Annotated in this window: 15 protein-coding genes; 8 read left to right on the plus strand and 7 right to left on the minus strand. The window is 72.4% G+C overall.

Annotated features, from left to right (window positions below; genetic code table 11):
- Positions 1-18: 18 nt before the first annotated feature.
- From V1457_RS01980 to glgP, 4 genes are all read right to left on the minus strand, one after another.
- Positions 19-660 carry a DapH/DapD/GlmU-related protein gene (locus tag V1457_RS01980; protein ID WP_200070274.1) on the minus strand — a complete coding sequence of 214 codons (642 nt, stop codon included), beginning with the start codon at positions 658-660 and terminating at the stop codon, positions 19-21.
- The gene (locus tag V1457_RS01985) at positions 603-1457 is read right to left on the minus strand and encodes a tyrosine-protein phosphatase (RefSeq protein ID WP_338599576.1); all 855 of its coding nucleotides are present in this window, start codon (positions 1455-1457) and stop codon (positions 603-605) included. Before V1457_RS01985 ends, V1457_RS01980 begins: the two co-directional genes overlap by 58 nt.
- A 106-nt stretch (positions 1458-1563) precedes the next feature.
- On the minus strand, positions 1564-3033 hold the full coding sequence (locus V1457_RS01990; RefSeq protein ID WP_338599579.1) for a neutral zinc metallopeptidase: 1470 nt from the start codon (positions 3031-3033) through the stop codon (positions 1564-1566).
- Between the two features lie 296 nt (positions 3034-3329).
- On the minus strand, positions 3330-5873 hold the full coding sequence (gene glgP / locus V1457_RS01995; RefSeq protein WP_338599583.1) for an alpha-glucan family phosphorylase: 2544 nt from the start codon (positions 5871-5873) through the stop codon (positions 3330-3332).
- A gap of 85 nt (positions 5874-5958) precedes the next feature.
- Here glgP and V1457_RS02000 point away from each other — a divergent pair, with 85 nt between their 5' ends.
- The 8 genes from V1457_RS02000 to V1457_RS02035 all read left to right on the plus strand — a co-directional run bounded on the left by V1457_RS02000 (position 5959) and on the right by V1457_RS02035 (position 13894).
- Entirely contained in the window at positions 5959-7227 is a 1269-nt protein-coding gene (locus tag V1457_RS02000; protein ID WP_200070278.1) for a peptidase, read from the plus strand.
- Between the two features lie 547 nt (positions 7228-7774).
- Positions 7775-8365 (plus strand): cysteine dioxygenase family protein, encoded by a 591-nt coding sequence (locus tag V1457_RS02005; protein ID WP_295145831.1) that lies wholly within the window; start codon positions 7775-7777, stop codon positions 8363-8365.
- Positions 8362-8796, plus strand: coding sequence for a rhodanese-like domain-containing protein (locus V1457_RS02010; RefSeq protein WP_200070280.1), 435 nt, complete (start codon positions 8362-8364; stop codon positions 8794-8796). Before V1457_RS02005 ends, V1457_RS02010 begins: the two co-directional genes overlap by 4 nt.
- A gap of 145 nt (positions 8797-8941) precedes the next feature.
- Positions 8942-9265 carry an STAS domain-containing protein gene (locus V1457_RS02015; protein WP_338599589.1) on the plus strand — a complete coding sequence of 108 codons (324 nt, stop codon included), beginning with the start codon at positions 8942-8944 and terminating at the stop codon, positions 9263-9265.
- A gap of 187 nt (positions 9266-9452) precedes the next feature.
- Entirely contained in the window at positions 9453-10220 is a 768-nt protein-coding gene (locus V1457_RS02020) for an ABC transporter ATP-binding protein (protein WP_200070409.1), read from the plus strand.
- 158 nt (positions 10221-10378) lie between these two features.
- Entirely contained in the window at positions 10379-11161 is a 783-nt protein-coding gene (locus tag V1457_RS02025; RefSeq protein WP_200070282.1) for an enoyl-CoA hydratase/isomerase family protein, read from the plus strand.
- 263 nt (positions 11162-11424) lie between these two features.
- A complete protein-coding gene (locus V1457_RS02030; protein ID WP_338599593.1) occupies positions 11425-12408 on the plus strand; it encodes a class I SAM-dependent methyltransferase in 984 nt (327 codons plus the stop codon).
- 316 nt (positions 12409-12724) lie between these two features.
- A complete protein-coding gene (locus tag V1457_RS02035) occupies positions 12725-13894 on the plus strand; it encodes a THUMP-like domain-containing protein (protein WP_338599595.1) in 1170 nt (389 codons plus the stop codon).
- Between the two features lie 13 nt (positions 13895-13907).
- Here the strand turns inward: V1457_RS02035 and V1457_RS02040 are convergent, their stop codons facing one another.
- The 3 genes from V1457_RS02040 to V1457_RS02050 form a co-directional block, all read right to left on the minus strand.
- Complete coding sequence (locus V1457_RS02040; protein ID WP_200070285.1) at positions 13908-14657, minus strand: alpha/beta hydrolase; 750 nt, start codon at positions 14655-14657, stop codon at positions 13908-13910.
- A gap of 120 nt (positions 14658-14777) precedes the next feature.
- Positions 14778-15092: a hypothetical protein gene (locus tag V1457_RS02045; RefSeq protein ID WP_200070286.1), complete on the minus strand. Its 315-nt coding sequence runs from the start codon at positions 15090-15092 to the stop codon at positions 14778-14780.
- Between the two features lie 69 nt (positions 15093-15161).
- Entirely contained in the window at positions 15162-16148 is a 987-nt protein-coding gene (locus V1457_RS02050) for a DUF3558 family protein (RefSeq protein WP_200070287.1), read from the minus strand.
- Between the last annotated feature and the right edge of the window lie 62 nt (positions 16149-16210).

The following is a 16210-nucleotide window of genomic DNA, read 5'->3' on the forward strand; positions in this document are numbered from 1 at the left end:
ACCGGTGTGCCGCAGCGCTCATTCCGCATCGGCCCGGTGGCGCACGACACGCGCGGGAACGCCCGCGGCGATGGAGTTCTCCGGCACGTCGCCGCGCACCACGGCGTTCGCGCCCAGCACCGAACCGCGGCCGACGCGGGTGCCGCGCAGCACGGTGACCTTCGCGCCGAGCCAGCAGTCCGGGCCGATGCGCACCGGTGTCTTCACGATGCCCTGGTCCTTGATCGGGCGGGCGAGGTCGCCGGTGCCGTGGTCGAAGTCGCACAGGTAGATCCAGTCCGCGACCAGCGTGGACGCGCCGATCTCCACGTCCAGCCAGCAGTTGACGGTGTCGTGCCTGCCGAAGACCACCTTGTCGCCGATGCGCAGCGAACCCTCGTGGCAGCGCACCGCGGTGCCGTCGCCGAAGTGCGCCCAGCGGCCGATCTCCATCCGGGCCAGGCCCGCCCGGCAGCTCAGCTCCACGTCGCGGCCGAGGAAGACCATGCCGCGCAGCACGATGTGCGGCTGCCGCACGCGCAGCTTCAGCAGCCGCCAGTACCGGACCAGGTACCAGGGCGTGAAGGCGCGGTTGCGCAGCACCCAGCGCAGCGACGCCGCGGTCAGGAAGCGAGCCTGCCGCGGGTCGCGTCGCAGCCACGCGCGCAACCACAACCACATGCGTGGAAGCCTACGGACCGGCGCGCGGAACGCCTGCGCGCCTGCATCGGCCCGCCCCTGCTGCGCCGCGAACCGGCTCGGTCGTCCAGCAGCCGGGCGCGCAGCGCCTGCAAGTCCAGTTCGGAAAGCCCGGCCGCGCTGAGCAAGGCCGGGAAATCCACCGTCTCGGTGATCGAGGTGAGCACGTCCTCGGCGGTGCGCCCGTGCTCGGCGAGCAGTTCGGCGATCTTCGGCGCGTCGTCGTCCCGGCCCTCGGCCGCGGCCAGCAGCCGCAGCGGCTCGTGGCTCAGCGCGTGATCGGCGGCGATCTCCTCCGCGGGGACGCCGACCAGCGCGAGCATCACCAGCACGATCAGGCCGGTGCGGTCCCGGCCGCCGCCGCAGTGCACCAGGACACCGCCCGGTTCGGCGCGGGCCACGGCACGCACCACCTCGGCAACGCGCTCCGGGTAGCGCTCCAGGAATTCCGCGTAGTACAGCGGTGTGCACGACAGCGGGCCACCCCAGCGCTGCCAGAACTCGGTGTCGGAACTGTCGTCCAGCGGTAACCGCACGGTGCTGAGTCCGGGCGGCCGCGGCGCGCGGTCCGGGCCGTCCTCGCCGGGGTCGGTGAGGTCGATGACGGTGCGCACGCCGTGCCCCCACAGCGCCGACCAGCCCTTCGGGCGCAACCACGCGACGTTGCCGGAGCGGGCCAGCGCTGCCCGCCGCACGCTCCGCCCCCGACGGGCGGGCAGCCCGCCCAGGTCCCGGCCGTTGACCAGGCCGTCCCAGTTCAGCTCTCGAACACCAGCCATGACCGGTAGACGCGCGGCGATGGAAGTGGTTGCGCCGCAAGGGTTTTTTCCACCGGGTGCGGCCGTCTCACCGAGCGGGCGCAAGGCCATCCGGCGCAATCACGGCTCACGGATATCTGGTGCTGCATGGCGCGAAGCCTTGCTGGAATCCGGTGCGGAAGGCTTCCACGCGGGCGAATCCGGCCGGTACCTGCTCGCCGTTGATGCCGGCCGCGATGAGGCTGTCGCCGCCGAGCAGCGCGGCGACGCCCTCGTCGACGTCACCGGGCGCGATGCGCAGCTTGCCGACCGGGTTGCGCTGCCCGATCGGGTCCTCGACCAGCAGCCCGCTCCACGACCCGACCATGCACGCCGTGCGCAGCCCCGCGTTGCCGCCTTCCAGCGGCAGACCGGCCGCTCGCTGCACCGACAGCGCATAGCGGGACGCGAACTGCGCGTAGGCGGCGAAGTCGCCGTAACCGGAGTTCGGGTCGTCCTTGGCGGGCGGGTTGGCGATCTTCTGCAGCCCGTCCATCGACAGCGAGACGGTGTTCGTGGCCGGGCAGTAGGAAACCGGCCGGGTGCCGCGCATTCCGGGGCAGCTGCGGGGTTCGCCGACGATCTGCGGCGGCTGCGCGCCGGTGTCCCGGAACACCTCGCGCAGGCTGTCGCGCACCTGCGTCAGGTTCCGCTGGTCGACCGGCAGGTCCTGCTCCTGGTCGTCCTTCCAGAACCGGAACTGGGTGGTGCGCTGCTTGACCTCCGCGGCGTCCAGCTCCGCGCAGCGCTGCGGGCCGCCGCTGAAGCCGTCCTGGAAGGCGGTGACCCGGTCGAACGCGCTGCCGTGCGCACCGGTGCCGGTGAAATCGCCGTCCGCAGGGGTGTCGCGGATGTAGTTGAGCACGCCCATGACCTCGTTCAGGCCGTCGCCGGTGGAGACCTGGAAGTGCTCGGCGCCGCCTTCGGCGACGTGCCGGAAGAACGTGCCGGTGAAGCAGTCCGCCTGCTGCTCCAGCACGATCGCCGGAGCGTCCGGCGGCGCGGTGCCTGCGCGGTTCTGCACGGCGTGGCCCATTTCGTGCGCGAGCACGGTCACCACCGCCATCGGGCCGAAACTGGCGCGCAGCTGCGGGAGCAGTTGCGCGCGGTCCCACGCGACGGTGTCCTCCTGCGCGCAGTAGAAGGCGTTCTCGGCGCCCTGCGTGCTCTTGCCGCACAGATTCCCGCCGGGCGCACCGGAATCGTAGGAGACCAGCTTCTTGACCGGCTCGAATTCCTTGCCGTCGAAGGATTCCGGGAACCGCTGCCGCCAGTAGGACTGCACATCGGCGACCGCGTCGCGGGCCAGCCGATCCATCTCACCGTTGTCGGTGCCTTCCACCGGGAGCGTGGAGGGTTGCGCACCGCTTTTCGGGCCACTGGGCCCGTTGCTCGCGGGTAAGCCCGCGACGTCGTCGGTGGCGGCCCGGCCCGCCGTGGTGGGCGTACCGCTGATCACCCAGGAGCAGCCGCCGAGCAAGGCGACGCACGAGATCAGCGCGAGCAGCACGCCGACGATCCGCCTGCTGCGCCCGGTGCCTGCCGAAACCGCTGCCACTTCAGGTGCCCCATCCTGTTCGCAGGTCCGATTTGGTCGCGGAAACCGCCCCCGCTCACTTCCGCCGCGCCGCAGCCTATCGGGCGGCGCCACGACTCCGACGACGCTCACGCCTTGGCACCTTTCCCCGCACACGGACCAATTCCGCAACCGCCGATCAGGCGAGGCACTCCGGGTGAACGGACCGTTCGTCCAATCCAGTCGGCCGGACAGTCCGTTCACTCCAGGAGGAGCAGCGCTGATCGGGTGGCGCGCGGGCGTGTCGGGCGAGGTCGCGGCCGGGCGACGGCGCGGGCTCAGGCCAGCACGATCCTGCCGAGTTCGGCGGGGCCGGACAGCAGCGGATGCTTCGGCAGCACGCGCACCGTGTACCCGGCGGGACCGGCGTGCGGCAACGTCACCGTGGCCTCGTAGTGCTCGCCGTCGCCGTGCTGCATCGAATGCGCCATGAAGTCGTGCAACTCGTCGTCGTCGTCCACCCGCCCGACCACGACCTCGACGTCCACATCGGACGGTTGCAGCCCGGCCAGGTGCACCTCGGCCCGCACCGTCACCCGCCCGCCGAGCAGCGGCGTGCGCCCGTCCTCGACGCTCATCGAGGTGTTCCGGATCTGCACCCGGGTCCACGCCGCGGCCAGCCGCGCGCGGTATCCGGCCACTTCCCGCGCACCCCGGTATTCCTGCGCGCAAACGGATTGCACCGACCGCGCGGCAGGGCCGTAGTGCCGGTCGACGTACTCCCGCACCATCCGCGACGCCTGCACCTGCGGTCCGAGGTTGGCCAGCGTGTGCCGCACCATCGACATCCACTTGCCCGGCACGCCGTCGGCGGTGCGCTCGTAGAACGCGGGCGCGACGCTGGTGTTGATGAGTTCGTAGAGCGCGGCGGCCTCCAGGTCGTCGCGGCGGTTCGGGTCGGTGACCCCGTCGGCGTTCGGGATGGCCCACCCGTTCTCGCCGTCGAACATCTCGTCCCACCAGCCGTCGCGGACCGACAGGTTCAGCGCGCCGTTGAGCGCGGCCTTCATCCCGGACGTCCCGCACGCCTCCAGCGGCCGCACCGGAGTGTTCAGCCACACGTCGCAGCCCGAGACCAGGTAGCGCGCCAGCGACATGTCGTAGTCCGGCAGGAAGGCGATGCGGTGGCGCACCTGCGGATCGTCGGCGAACTTCGCGATCTGCTGGATCATCGCCTTGCCGCCCTCGTCGGCCGGGTGCGATTTGCCCGCGACCACCACCTGCACCGGGCGGTCCGGGTCCAGCAGCAGCCGCTTGAGCCGATCGGTGTCGCGCAGCAGCAGCGTCAGCCGCTTGTAGGTCGGCACTCGGCGGGCGAAGCCGATGGTGAGCACGTCCGGGTCGAAAACCGAGTCGCACCAACCCAATTCGAGGTCCGAGGCACCGCGCTGCAACCAGGCGTGCCGCAGCCGCCTGCGCACCTCGTCGACCAGCCGGGCGCGCAGCGAGCTGCGCAGCTCCCACAGCAGCGGATCGCTCACCGGTTCCATGCCGCGCAATCCCGCACCGCTGTCCATTTCGGACTCACCGATGAGCTTGCCGAGTTCGCGCGCCGACCAGGTCGGCCCGTGCACGCCGTTGGTGACCGAGCCGATCGGCACCTCCTCGACGCCGAAACCGGGCCACAGCCCGCGGAACATCTTGCGGCTCACGCCGCCGTGCAACCGCGAGACACCGTTTGCGCGCTGAGCCAGCCGCAACCCCATGTGCGCCATGTTGAACATGCCCGGGTTGTCCTCGGCGCCCAGCGCGAGCACGCGATCCGTCGGCACACCGGGCAGCAGCGCTTGCGAAGAACCGTCGCCGAAGTAGTGCCGCACCAGGTCCACCGGGAAGCGGTCGATGCCCGCCGGTACCGGCGTGTGCATGGTGAACACGGTGCCCGCGCGCACCGCCGCGACCGCCTCGTCGAAGTCCAGCTCGCCGGTCAGCTCGCGAACCCGCTCCAGCCCGAGGAAACCGGCGTGGCCCTCGTTGGTGTGGAACACCTCCGGCTGGGCGTGCCCGGTGAGCTCGCAGTACGCGCGCACCGCCCGCACCCCGCCCACGCCGGCCAGGATCTCCTGCCGGATGCGGTGGTCCGAGTCGCCGCCGTAGAGCCGGTCGGTGGTGCCGCGCAGATCGTCGTCGTTCTCCGGCAGGTCGGTGTCCAGCAGCAGCAGCGGAACCCTGCCGACCTGCGCCTTCCAGATCCGCGCCCGCAGCAGCCGCCCGCCCGGCATCGCCACCTGCACGGTGATCGGCGCGCCGGACGGTTCGGTCAGCGTCTCCAGCGGCAGCGCGCGCGGGTCCTGCACCGGGTAGTGCTCCAGCTGCCAGCCCTGCTCGGACAGCGCCTGGCGGAAGTAGCCGGAGCGGTACAGCAGCCCCACGCCGATCAGCGGAACGCCCAGGTCGGAGCCGGATTTCAGGTGGTCCCCCGCGAGCACGCCGAGGCCGCCGGAGTAGTTCGGCAGCGCCTCGCTGACCCCGAACTCCATCGAGAAGTACGCCACCGCCGAAGGCAGCACCGCCCCCTCGGACTGCCGCTGCTGGTACCAGCGCGGAACCGTGAGGTAGTGCCGCAGGTCGTCGTCCACGGCGCGGGTGCGGGCCAGGAAGTCCTCGTCCCGGGCGAGCTCGCGAAGCCGCTGCGCCGGAACCTCCTCCAGCAGCCGCAGCGGGTCACCGCCCACCCGCGACCAGACCTCCGGGTCCACCGCAGCGAACAGGTCCTGGGTGGGCGGGTGCCAGGTCCAGCGCAGGTTCGTCGCCAGGGTGCCCAGCGCCGCCAGCGGTTCCGGCAGGTGCGCTCGAACGGTGAATCGGTGGACGGCTCTCACGGCGGGCGAGGATATCGCCCGCTGTTCGACAGCGTGTTCCGAAGCCGCAACGAGATGATCAACTCGATGATGCGAAGCTGAGGCGGTGCGCGCACCACGGTTGCTGGTCCTTGCCGTCGCCCTGCTGGCGCTCGTGCTCGCAGGGTGCGCACCCGCGCGCGCACCGCGACCGGACGCGGGCCCGCCGCGGGTGGATCCCGCGTTCGTGCACGGCACCGACGGCGGATCGATCGACCGGCTCGCCGCGAGCGTGGTCACCGACGTGCAGGCGTACTGGTCGGCGACCTTCCCCGAGCTGTTCGGCAAGCCCTGGCACGACCTCGACGGCGGCTTCTACTCGGCCGACACCTCGGCCGCGGACAGCCGCCCGCCGCCGTGCTCCGGCACGGTGCAGAGCTTGGAGGGCAACGCGTACTACTGCGGTTCGGTCGACGCCATCGCATGGGACCGCGGCGCGCTGCTGCCGGTGCTGCGGGAGCACTACGGGGACGCGGCGGTCGCGGTCGTGCTCGCGCACGAGCTCGGGCACGCGGTGCAGCAGCGCGCGGGCATGGACGTCGGCAGCAGCCGTGATCCGATGCGCACCGAAGCCGGAGCTGACTGCTACGCGGGGGCGTTCATGCGCTCGGCCGCCGATGGGCACGCGCCGCATCTGCGATTCACCGATCAGCAGCGGGACCAGGCGCTGCACGCGCTGATCGTGTTCCGGGATCCGGTCGGTGCCGGTTCGGGGGATGCGCACGGCAGCTCGTTCGACCGGATCACCGCTTTCCAGGACGGCTACCAGCGCGGTCCCGGCCAGTGCGGGCAGGTTCCCGCGGACAGCGACCGGCTGACCAACGGACGTGCCGACGACGGCAACCAGCGGTTCGACGATGTTCTCGCCCGGCGCCCCGGCGCGGAGTTCTTCGACGAGCTGGTCGCGGAGCCGGGCCCGGCCGCCCCGCCGATCCGGCCCGCCGAGGGTTCGGGCTGCGCTGCCGCGCCGGTGAGCTACTGCGCGGGCGGGCCTGCTGTCGTGTTCGACCGCGCCGGACTCAGCGCGCTGCACGACGACATCGGGGATCAGGCGACCGCGACGCTGCTGGCTTCGCGGCAGGCGATCGCCGCGCTGGGCGCGCTCGGCCGGCCCACCACCGGGCCCGATGCCGGGCGCGCGGCCAGTTGCCTCACCGGCGCGTACACCGCTCGGACACCGGACCTGTCGGCGGGTGACCTCGACGAAGCCGTGGAGACGTTGCTGGTCTCCGACGCCGTGTCCCGCGACGCGCAGGGCGGCCAGGCGCTCACCGGCGCGGACCGGGTCGACGCCTTCCGCACCGGCCTCACCGGCGGCCCCTCCGCCTGCCGCTGACCCGCCTGACCGCTGATCCGCTTGCCGCTCACTCGCCTGCCGCTGACCTGCTCACCGGTTTGCGAGCAGCTTTTCCGAGCGAACGGCCTGTTCGCCCAACCTATTCGGACCAACGGTCCGTTCGCTCGAAGTCGATCGCGCGCACGCGGACCGCGCTGACACGCCGACGCACCACCCTGACCGGGCAGCTCGAACCGGGTGAAGGATCTGCTCGCCCGACAAGACCGGACTCGGGGTGACCAGATGGCGGGACCGGCAACGGCGGATGTTGGTCCCGCCGAGGGCGTCGTGCCAGGATCGCGGCCGTGCCGGATTCGTTCCTGACCCGCGACCGCGTGGTCGACCTGTTCCTGGTCGTCACGTCGGCCTGTCACTGACGCGCCAGTCCCCGCGACCTACCGGGTCGACGGCGCGGCACCGCGAACCTTCCGCCACGAGCCCGCCCGCGCACGCTCGCCGCCCAGCTCCACGAGCACCGGACCGAGCAGCCGGGCGCGCCCGCGCGCGTCGATCCGTTCCGAGCACCTGCGAACGAACGGAACGAAGCATGTCCGCACCAACGCACATCTCCCAGTACACCCCGACCGAAGAGATCCCCGAACTCGGCGCGTACGAACTGCACCCGGGCATCGACTCGCCGCTGCTGCGCGACTCGATCCGGCCGGACCACGACCTGTGGACGCCGCGCGAGCTGCGCGACCTCACCCACCTGGTGATCACCGAACTGACCGGCTCGCTGCTGGACATCGTCCGGATCGACGAGCGGGAGCGCTGGTGGGCGCGGCTCGGCCTGACCGCGGGCGTCGAGCTGTGGCTGCTGTCCTGGGCGCCCGGGCAGGGCACCGAACCGCACGACCACGGCGGCGCGTCCGGCTCGTTCGCGGTGCTGTTCGGCGAGGTCCGGGAGGACTACCGCTACCCGGCCGGGCCGGTGCGCACCAGGAGCCACGAGCTGGGCGACTCCATCGGCTTCGGCGCGGGCCGGGCTCACCAGGTGCGCAACACCAGCACGGTGAACTCGGCGAGCGTGCACGCCTACTCGCCGCCGCTGCTGCCGGTGCGGCACTACACCGACCTGGCCGATGTGCCCGACGAGACCCCGGCGCCCGCCGGGCCGATCCGGAGGGAGCTCGGATGAGCGAGGTACCCGTGCAACGCACCCCGGACCCCGGTCCGTACGGCATCGACCACCTGCTGACCGACGCGCGCAGCGAACTGGACCGCGTCGGCCCGCAGCAGGCCGCCGAGCTGCAACGGCGCGGCGCACTGCTGATCGACATCCGGCCGCAGTCGAACCGGCTGGCCGAAGGCGAGATCCCGGGTGCGCTGACCGTCGAACGGATCGTGCTGGAGTGGCGGCTGGACCCCTCCAGCCCGCACCGGCTCGACGGGCTGCGCACCGACCAGCCGGTGGTCCTGGTGTGCAACGAGGGCTACGCCTCCAGCCTCGCCGCGGCGCAGGCCCGCGAGCTCGGGCTGGGCCGGGCCACCGACCTGGTCGGCGGTTTCCGCGCCTGGGCGGGCGCCGGGCTGCCCGTCGTCGAAGGCGGTAGCGCGCCGGTGGGCTGACGTACGACCGCTAGATCGCAGGGCGCTCTCCGGGACGGGGAGCGCCCTGCTCGTTTTCCGGGCAGGTATGGGGGTTCGTCCGGAGGAAGCGATCCGCCGGTCCCGCGATGATCAGGTCTACGCACATCCCTTCAGGAGGAACCGCATGACCGCTTCGCCCCGCAAACCCCCCGTGACGATGTTCGCGGACCAGCGCACCGTCGTCACCGTCACCGGGAGCCTCGACGCCACGACCGCGCCTGACCTGGAACGCCTCGTCGCCGACAACCGCGCGCCGAACCAGGTGGTGGTGCTGGAGCTGTCGGGCATCGAGCAGCTCACCGCGGACGGAGTCGCCGCGCTCGTCCGGATCCGCGAACGGCTCGAAGCACCGTTGGACGAACCTCGGCTGGTGCTAAACGAGATCGGCAGGGCCGCGCTGGCCGAGGCAGGCGAAGCCGATCGGTTCACGCACGTCCAACACACGTAGCCGCCGCTGAGCCCGGCCGGTGACCGGCTCCCGCGCGCCGCCGCGCACCGCACGGCCCCGCCGCGAGCACGCAGCGCCGAACCGGAAGAATGTTCACCTGGAGGGGACCGCCGGGCGGTCCGAACGGCGCTGGAGCGTAGCGGCCGGCGAACGGCTGGAGGTGGACGTGGACGACCTGGTCATCTGGATGGACGGCGTCGGGGTCCGACGGGGCGGCACCGCGCTGGTGTCCGACGTGGACTGGTCGGTGGAGCTCGACGAGCGGTGGGTCGTGCTCGGCCCCAACGGCGCGGGCAAGACCACGCTGCTCAAGCTCGCGGGCGCCGAGGGCCATCCGTCGCAGGGCACCGTGGACGTGCTCGGCGAACGGCTGGGCCGCACCAACGTTTTCGAGCTGCGCCCGCGCATCGGCCTGTGCTCGGCGGCGCTGGCCGGCCGGATGCCCGGCGACGAGCAGGTGCGCGACGTCGTGGTCAGCGCCGGCTACTCGGTCGTGGGCCGCTGGCGCGAGGAGTACGACGCGATGGACACCGAGCGGGCGGCGGAACTGCTGGACCTGCTCGGCGTCGCGCACCTGGCCGAGCGCAGCTTCGGCACGCTCTCCGAGGGCGAGCGCAAGCGCGTGCTGATCTCCCGCGCCCTGATGACCGATCCGGAGCTGCTGCTGCTGGACGAGCCAGCCGCCGGCCTCGACCTCGGCGGCCGGGAGGACCTGGTCGGGCGGCTGTCCGCGCTCGCGATGGATCCGGACGCCCCCGCATCGGTGCTGGTCACCCACCACGTCGAGGAGATCCCGCCGGGCTTCACGCACGGCCTGATGATCCGCGACGGCGCGGTGGTCGCCCAGGGGCTGCTGGAAGACGTGCTCACCGAGGACAACCTGTCCAAGACCTTCGACCAGGACTTGGAGCTGCAGCGCAGCGGCGACCGCTACTTCGCCCGCAGGCGCGCCTGAGCGCTTCTCGCCGAGTGAACGGGCTCTTCGCCCAACCCAGTGGGCCCAGCGGTCCGTTCGCGACGGCCGGGCGGCCGATTGAGATCGATGACACTGACGCTGTCGTGGTCAGCGGGATAGCCTCCCCGCGAGCAGCAGTTCGACGAGGAGGTTGCGGCGTGGGCGAATTCGTCCGGTTCGAAGCAGCAGGCGCGATCGGCACCATCCGGCTGGACCGGCCGCCGATGAACGCGCTGAACCAGCAGATCGAGACCGAACTCAAGGAAGCCGCGGCCGAGGCCACCGAGCGCTCCGATGTCCGCGCCGTGATCGTGCACGGTGGCGAGAAGGTCTTCGCCGCCGGTGCCGACATCAAGGAGATGGCCGAGAAGTCCTACGCGGACATGGCCACCAAGGAGCAGCACGGCCTGTCCGCGGCGATGAGCGCGATCGGGGCCATCCCGAAACCGACGGTCGCCGCGATCACCGGCTACGCCCTCGGCGGCGGCCTGGAGCTGGCGCTGAGCTGCGACCGCCGGGTCCTCGGCGACAACGCCAAGGTCGGGCAGCCGGAGATCCAGCTCGGCGTGATCCCCGGCGCGGGCGGCACCCAGCGGCTGGCCCGGCTGATCGGGCCGAGCAAGGCCAAGGACCTCATCTACACCGGCCGGTTCGTCCGCTCCGACGAGGCGCTGCGGATCGGCCTGGTCGACGAGGTGGTGCCCGCCGACGACGTGTACCCGGCCGCGCAGCGCTGGGTGGAGCAGTTCGCGAACGGTCCGGCGCGTGCGCTGGCCGCGGCCAAGACGGCCGTCGACCGCGGGCTCGAGGTGGACCTGGAGACCGGGCTGCAGCTGGAGACCCAGGTGTTCACCGCGTTGTTCGCCACCGAGGACCAGAAGACCGGGATGCGTTCGTTCGTGGAGAACGGGCCGGGCAAGGCCGAGTTCACCGGCCGGTGACCGGAAGTGGCGGGCCGGGGTCGCCCGGCCCGCCCGAGTACGTCCACGATGCCGCGGCCTTCGGGTAGCCGTCGGCGGAGTTCGGTCACGAAGAAGGCTCACCACGGCCGGAACGCGCGTCGGAATCGGCTGTGCCCTTCGCAATAGCAGCTGCGCCCTTCGCAACAGCAGGTCGCGCACTTCGCGAATGGCGGCTCGGGCCGCGCAAGCAGCACCATGGCTCGAGCCACCCATCGCCGCGGCCGCCGCGGGAGGACGCACACGTGAGCACCGGAGCCCCGCGCGATCCGACGCCGCACCCGCACGCCACCGCCGGAGAGGTACGAGCGGCGGGCGCCGACCCGAAACTCGCCAACGTGCTCTACCACGACTGGGAAGCACGCACCTACGACGAGAAGTGGTCGATCTCCTACGACCGGCGCTGCGTGGACTACGCGGTCGGCCGGTTCCGCGCGGCCACCGGCGGCACCGGCGCGCACCGGCACGCGCTGGAACTGGGCTGCGGCACCGGCTTCTTCCTGCTGAACCTGATGCAGGGCGGCATCGCCGAACGCGGCTCGGTCACCGATCTGTCCCCCGGCATGGTCGAGGTCGCGCTGCGCAACGCGGCCTCGCTCGGGCTGAGCGTGGACGGCCGGGTCTGCGACGCCGAGCGGATCCCGTACGGCGACGAGGGCTTCGACCTCGTGGTCGGGCACGCCGTGCTGCACCACGTCCCGGACGTGCCCGCGGCGATGCGCGAAGTGCTGCGAGTGCTCAAACCCGGCGGCCGGTTCGTGTTCGCGGGCGACCCGACGCGCATCGGAGATTTCTACGCGCGTCGGCTGGGGCGGCTGACGTGGTGGCTGACCGCGAACGCCACCGAGCTGGCGCCGTCTTGGCGCCGCCCGCGGCCGGAGCCGGACGAGTCGTCCCGGGCCGCGGCTTTGGAGGCGGTCGTGGACGTGCACACGTTCGTGCCGTCCGAGCTGGAGCGGATGGCGCTCGGCGCGGGCGCGGCGGACGTGCGGGCCACGACCGAGGAGCTGTCGGCCGCGGTGTTCGGCTGGCCGGTGCGCACCTTCGAAGCCGCCGTGGCCGCGGACAAGCTCGGCCGGGCTTGGAGCATGTTCGCCTACCGCGCCTGGCAGCAGCTGTCCTGGGTGGACGCGAACCTGCTGGCGAAGCTGCTGCCGCGCGACCTGTTCTACAACGTGCTGATCACCGGCAGGAAACCGGATTCCACCGCCGCCTCCGAGCCCGGTTGACGGACTCCTTCGCTCGACCCCGGACGAACGCCCCCTTCGCTCCGCGACGACACGTCGCGCGCGGGCGTGTCGGCTACCCCGGCACGTTCCGAGTGAAAGTCGCCTTCGCCCAATCTATTGGGGCGAACGGTCCGTTCACTCCAGAGGCCGTGCGCCTGCTCGGGTAGTGCCCGCGCGTGTCGGCCTCGCAGGTGCCTCACGAGCGAACGGAGCAGTTCGCTTGTTCCAGTGGGACGAACCTCATCGCGGGCGCGGGTGCGGACCACGGGCCGGTTAGAGTGCTGCGGGTCCGGACGCGAGCGGTGGAGGAATCCGGTTGGGCTACGCCTTCGACCTCGACGACGTGGCCTTCCTGAGTTCCGAGGCCGGCCGGGACGCGTTGGCCGCGTTGGCCGACCGGCCGCTGAGCAGCGCCTCCCGGCTCACCGACGTCACCGCAGCGCGTGATCTCGCGGGCGCGCGCTTCGCCTCCGCCGCCTTGGAAACCGCGGTGCTCCGGCGCCGCGCCGAGTCCAAATTGGACAATGCGCGCGAGTGGCTGTTCACCGCCGACGCCCTGCAGCAGGCAACCACCGCGACCGTGGCCCGGCACCGCGCGCGGCGGCTCACCGGCCGGGACGTGCACGACGTGACCTGCTCGATCGGCGCGGACCTGCGGGAGATCGCGGCCGTCGCCGATCGCTGCATCGGCTCCGATCTGGACGAAGTGCGGCTCGCGATGGCCCGGCACAACCTCGGCCCTGGCGTCGCGCTGGCGCGAGCCGACGCGTTGCGCCCGGTCAGCACCGGTACCGCGATCGTCGCCGATCCCGCGCGCCGCGACGACGCCGGGCGGCGGCGGTGGAACCCGGCCGACCTGGTGCCACCGCTGGACGAGCTGCTGGAGGTGCACGCGGGCCGGGACGTGGTCGTGAAGTGCGCGCCGGGGCTGGACTTCGACGCGATGCCCGGCGGCGCCGAAATCGAGATCGTCTCGCTGGCCGGCCAGGTGCGGGAAGCCGCGGTGTGGCTCGGCGGCCTCGCCGATCCGGAAGTTCGCCGCCGCGCAACGGTGCTGCGCGCGGACGGTGGACGCGACGAACTCACCGACGGCGAGTCGGACGAGTGCCCGGTCCTCGACGCCGGCGAATGGATCGTCGACCCGGACGGCGCGGTCGTGCGGGCCGGACTGGTGCGGCAGTACGCCGCGCGGCACGGGCTGGCCCAGCTCGACCCGCGCATCGCCTACCTCACCGGTGACCGGCCGCCGCCGGGAGTGCGCGCGTTCCGGGTGCTCGACCACGGCCGCTACAGCGAAAAGACCCTGCGCAGCCTGCTGCGCAGGCACGACGTCGGCCGGCTGGAGATCATGGCGCGCGGCGTCGACATCGACCCGGACGCGTTGCGCCGCAAGCTGAAACCGCGCGGCGCGGCGGAAGCGACCGTCGTGCTCACCCGGATCGGCAGCACGCCGTTCGCGTACCTGTGCCGGGCCGAGCGGACCTGACCCGGGCGCCGGATCACTGCTCGACGATCGTCACCTGGCGCGTCTCCGAGGGGCCGTCCCAGGTGCGCGGCAGCGGCGTGCCGACCTCGGGGGCCACGACGCCGACGATCGCGTCCAGCGCGGACTCCGCCTTGCCCACCCACAGGTGCTTGGTGTCCGGGAAGCCGGTGACCTGCGCCTGCGGGATCGCGGCGAACCGCCGCCGGGCCTCCTCCGGGCGCAGGTAGTCGTCGAACTCCGGCACCAGCGCGTGCACCGGCTTGCCCGACTCGCCCCAGGACCGCAGATCGTCCTCGCTGCTCCAGCGCAGCGGCGGGGAGATCAGGATGGCGCCCTGGACCAGCGGGTCCAGGCCGTGCACCAGGGTCAGGTCGGTGCCGAAGGACCAGCCGAGCAGCCACACGTTCGGCAGGTCGTGGAACTCCGCGTACTCCAGCGCCGCGGCGACGTCGTAGCGCTCGGAGTTCCCGCCGTCGAAGCTGCCCTCGCTGCGGCCCGCCTCGCTGACCGTGCCGCGGGTGTTGAACCGCAGCACCGCCAGGTCCGCCAGCGCGGGCAGCCGGAACGCAGCCTTGCGGTAGATGTGCGAATCCATCATGCCGCCGTGCGTGGGCAGCGGGTGCAGGCACACCAGAGTGGCGCGCGGTGTCGCGTTCTCCGGCACCGAGAGTTCACCGATGAGCCCGAGCCCGTCGGCGGTGTGCAAGGTGATCTGCTCCCGCCGGGCGGGCAGCGCGGTGTTGGCGCGGATCTCGGTGCTCATCGCCACGATCCTCGCACGGCGATGCGGCCGCAAAGCTGTGAGATGCGGCGGGTTCGGTTCAACGCACCCGCTCGGACCCGACCGCGACCACCCGGGCAGGACGACCCTTGCGAGAGGCGATCAGGACCAGCGGCGGGTGGGGCCGCGACGGCGTCTGGCCTGCCAGCAGCCGTTGTGCCAGTGCCGCCGGTCCTCGACGTCGCCGAAATCGTCGGCGGGCCAGGCCACCACGTGCCCCACACCCGGCCGGACCTCGTGGTCGCAGCCCGGGCAGCGGTAGGTCTTGGTCGCCTGCGCCGCGGGCACGGTGCGCACGTTCCACTCGCCGTCCGGATCACGCTCCACCCGCGACCAGCCGAAACCGGAACCGAGCGGACGATTCCCGGACTGCGGCGGGCCACCGGAGGGGCGTTGCGGACGGTTGCGGCGCGGCACGCCCAACACGGTAACCGGCACGGCGCCGGGCTCCGAGAGTCCTTCGGGCGCGTCCCGCAGTGCGGGTGATCACGTCCGCGGCAGCTGCGGCCAAGCCCGCTCGGCCAGTCCGCGGGCGAAGTCGCAGGCATCGATGCCGTCGCCGTCCGGGAACGCCACGACGAGCATCGCGACCTCGACCTGGCCGCGGTCGTCGCCGAACGGCACGTGCCCGGTCTCGGCCGAGCACAGCGGCACCCGAGGATCACCGCCGACGACGCTGGTCACGGTGCGGCGCCCGGCGATCTGCTCCTCGGTCGCCGAGCCGTGCAGCACCGCGGGAGGGTCACCGGCGGTGTGCACCAGCTGCACCCGCGGCGACGCCGCATCGGCCTGGCCCCATTGGCACTGGTGCGCGGCGGGCCGCCCGCTCGGGGTGGCCCGCTCCAGGCCGGGCACCTGGCGAACGTCCGCGGTGTCCAGCACCGAACACGGGTCCACCAGCGCCAGCGAGTTCGGCGGGTAATCGCGGTGCTCGACGCGGTGCTGATCGATCGCCGCGACCGCGGTCCGCGTGCCGGCATCGGCGAGCCCGCACAGCCGGCCGCCCGGCTTGCCGTCCAGCAGGTCGGCGCTGACGCGCATGGCCGTGCGGTCCGGGAAGACGATCTGCCGCGCGCAGTGGCTCGGCAACGGAGCGTCCTGCACGACGTCGAACGAGCCGTTGCGCGTGACCGGATCGCCCTGCTGCTGCTCGGCCGGTGCGAGCTCACCGACCTTGAGCTGGGCGAGGCCGCCCTCGGGCAACCGCACCCGCAGCAGGCAGTAATCGAGCGAAACGGTGCCCGCGTTCTCCGCCCGGCCGAACTCGCCATGCCCGGACTCGTTCAGCGCCGCGGGATCGGCCAGCGAGCACGCGTCGATCGTGCGCGGATCACCCAGGACCGACTCGGCGGTCGTCGGGCCGGGCGGAGCCGCCTGCGCGGGCTTGCCCGGCGGTCCGCCGGTGCAGCCGGCGACCAGCAGCACCGCAGCCAGCAGAACCAGGACGCCAAGGAAGCGCGGTCGCGGCGGCATTTCGCAACCCTAACGCTCGATCACCGGCCGCAGCACCGGTCGCAACGCCCGCGTTGCGCGGA

Origin of the sequence: Saccharopolyspora sp. SCSIO 74807 (assembly GCF_037023755.1) — a bacterium.
Lineage (GTDB): Bacteria > Actinomycetota > Actinomycetes > Mycobacteriales > Pseudonocardiaceae > Saccharopolyspora_C > Saccharopolyspora_C galaxeae.

What these genes read in the sequence shown, in the direction of transcription:
- V1457_RS01980 (WP_200070274.1), bottom strand. Translation starts at nt 660, where the DNA reads ATGTGGTTGTGGTTGCGCGCGTGGCTGCGACGCGACCCGCGGCAGGCT.
- V1457_RS01985 (WP_338599576.1), bottom strand. Translation starts at nt 1,457, where the DNA reads ATGGCTGGTGTTCGAGAGCTGAACTGGGACGGCCTGGTCAACGGCCGG.
- V1457_RS02005 (WP_295145831.1), top strand. Translation starts at nt 7,775, where the DNA reads ATGTCCGCACCAACGCACATCTCCCAGTACACCCCGACCGAAGAGATC.
- V1457_RS02010 (WP_200070280.1), top strand. Translation starts at nt 8,362, where the DNA reads ATGAGCGAGGTACCCGTGCAACGCACCCCGGACCCCGGTCCGTACGGC.
- V1457_RS02040 (WP_200070285.1), bottom strand. Translation starts at nt 14,657, where the DNA reads ATGAGCACCGAGATCCGCGCCAACACCGCGCTGCCCGCCCGGCGGGAG.
- V1457_RS02050 (WP_200070287.1), bottom strand. Translation starts at nt 16,148, where the DNA reads ATGCCGCCGCGACCGCGCTTCCTTGGCGTCCTGGTTCTGCTGGCTGCG.
- V1457_RS02020 (WP_200070409.1), top strand. Translation starts at nt 9,453, where the DNA reads ATGGACGGCGTCGGGGTCCGACGGGGCGGCACCGCGCTGGTGTCCGAC.
- V1457_RS02015 (WP_338599589.1), top strand. Translation starts at nt 8,942, where the DNA reads ATGACCGCTTCGCCCCGCAAACCCCCCGTGACGATGTTCGCGGACCAG.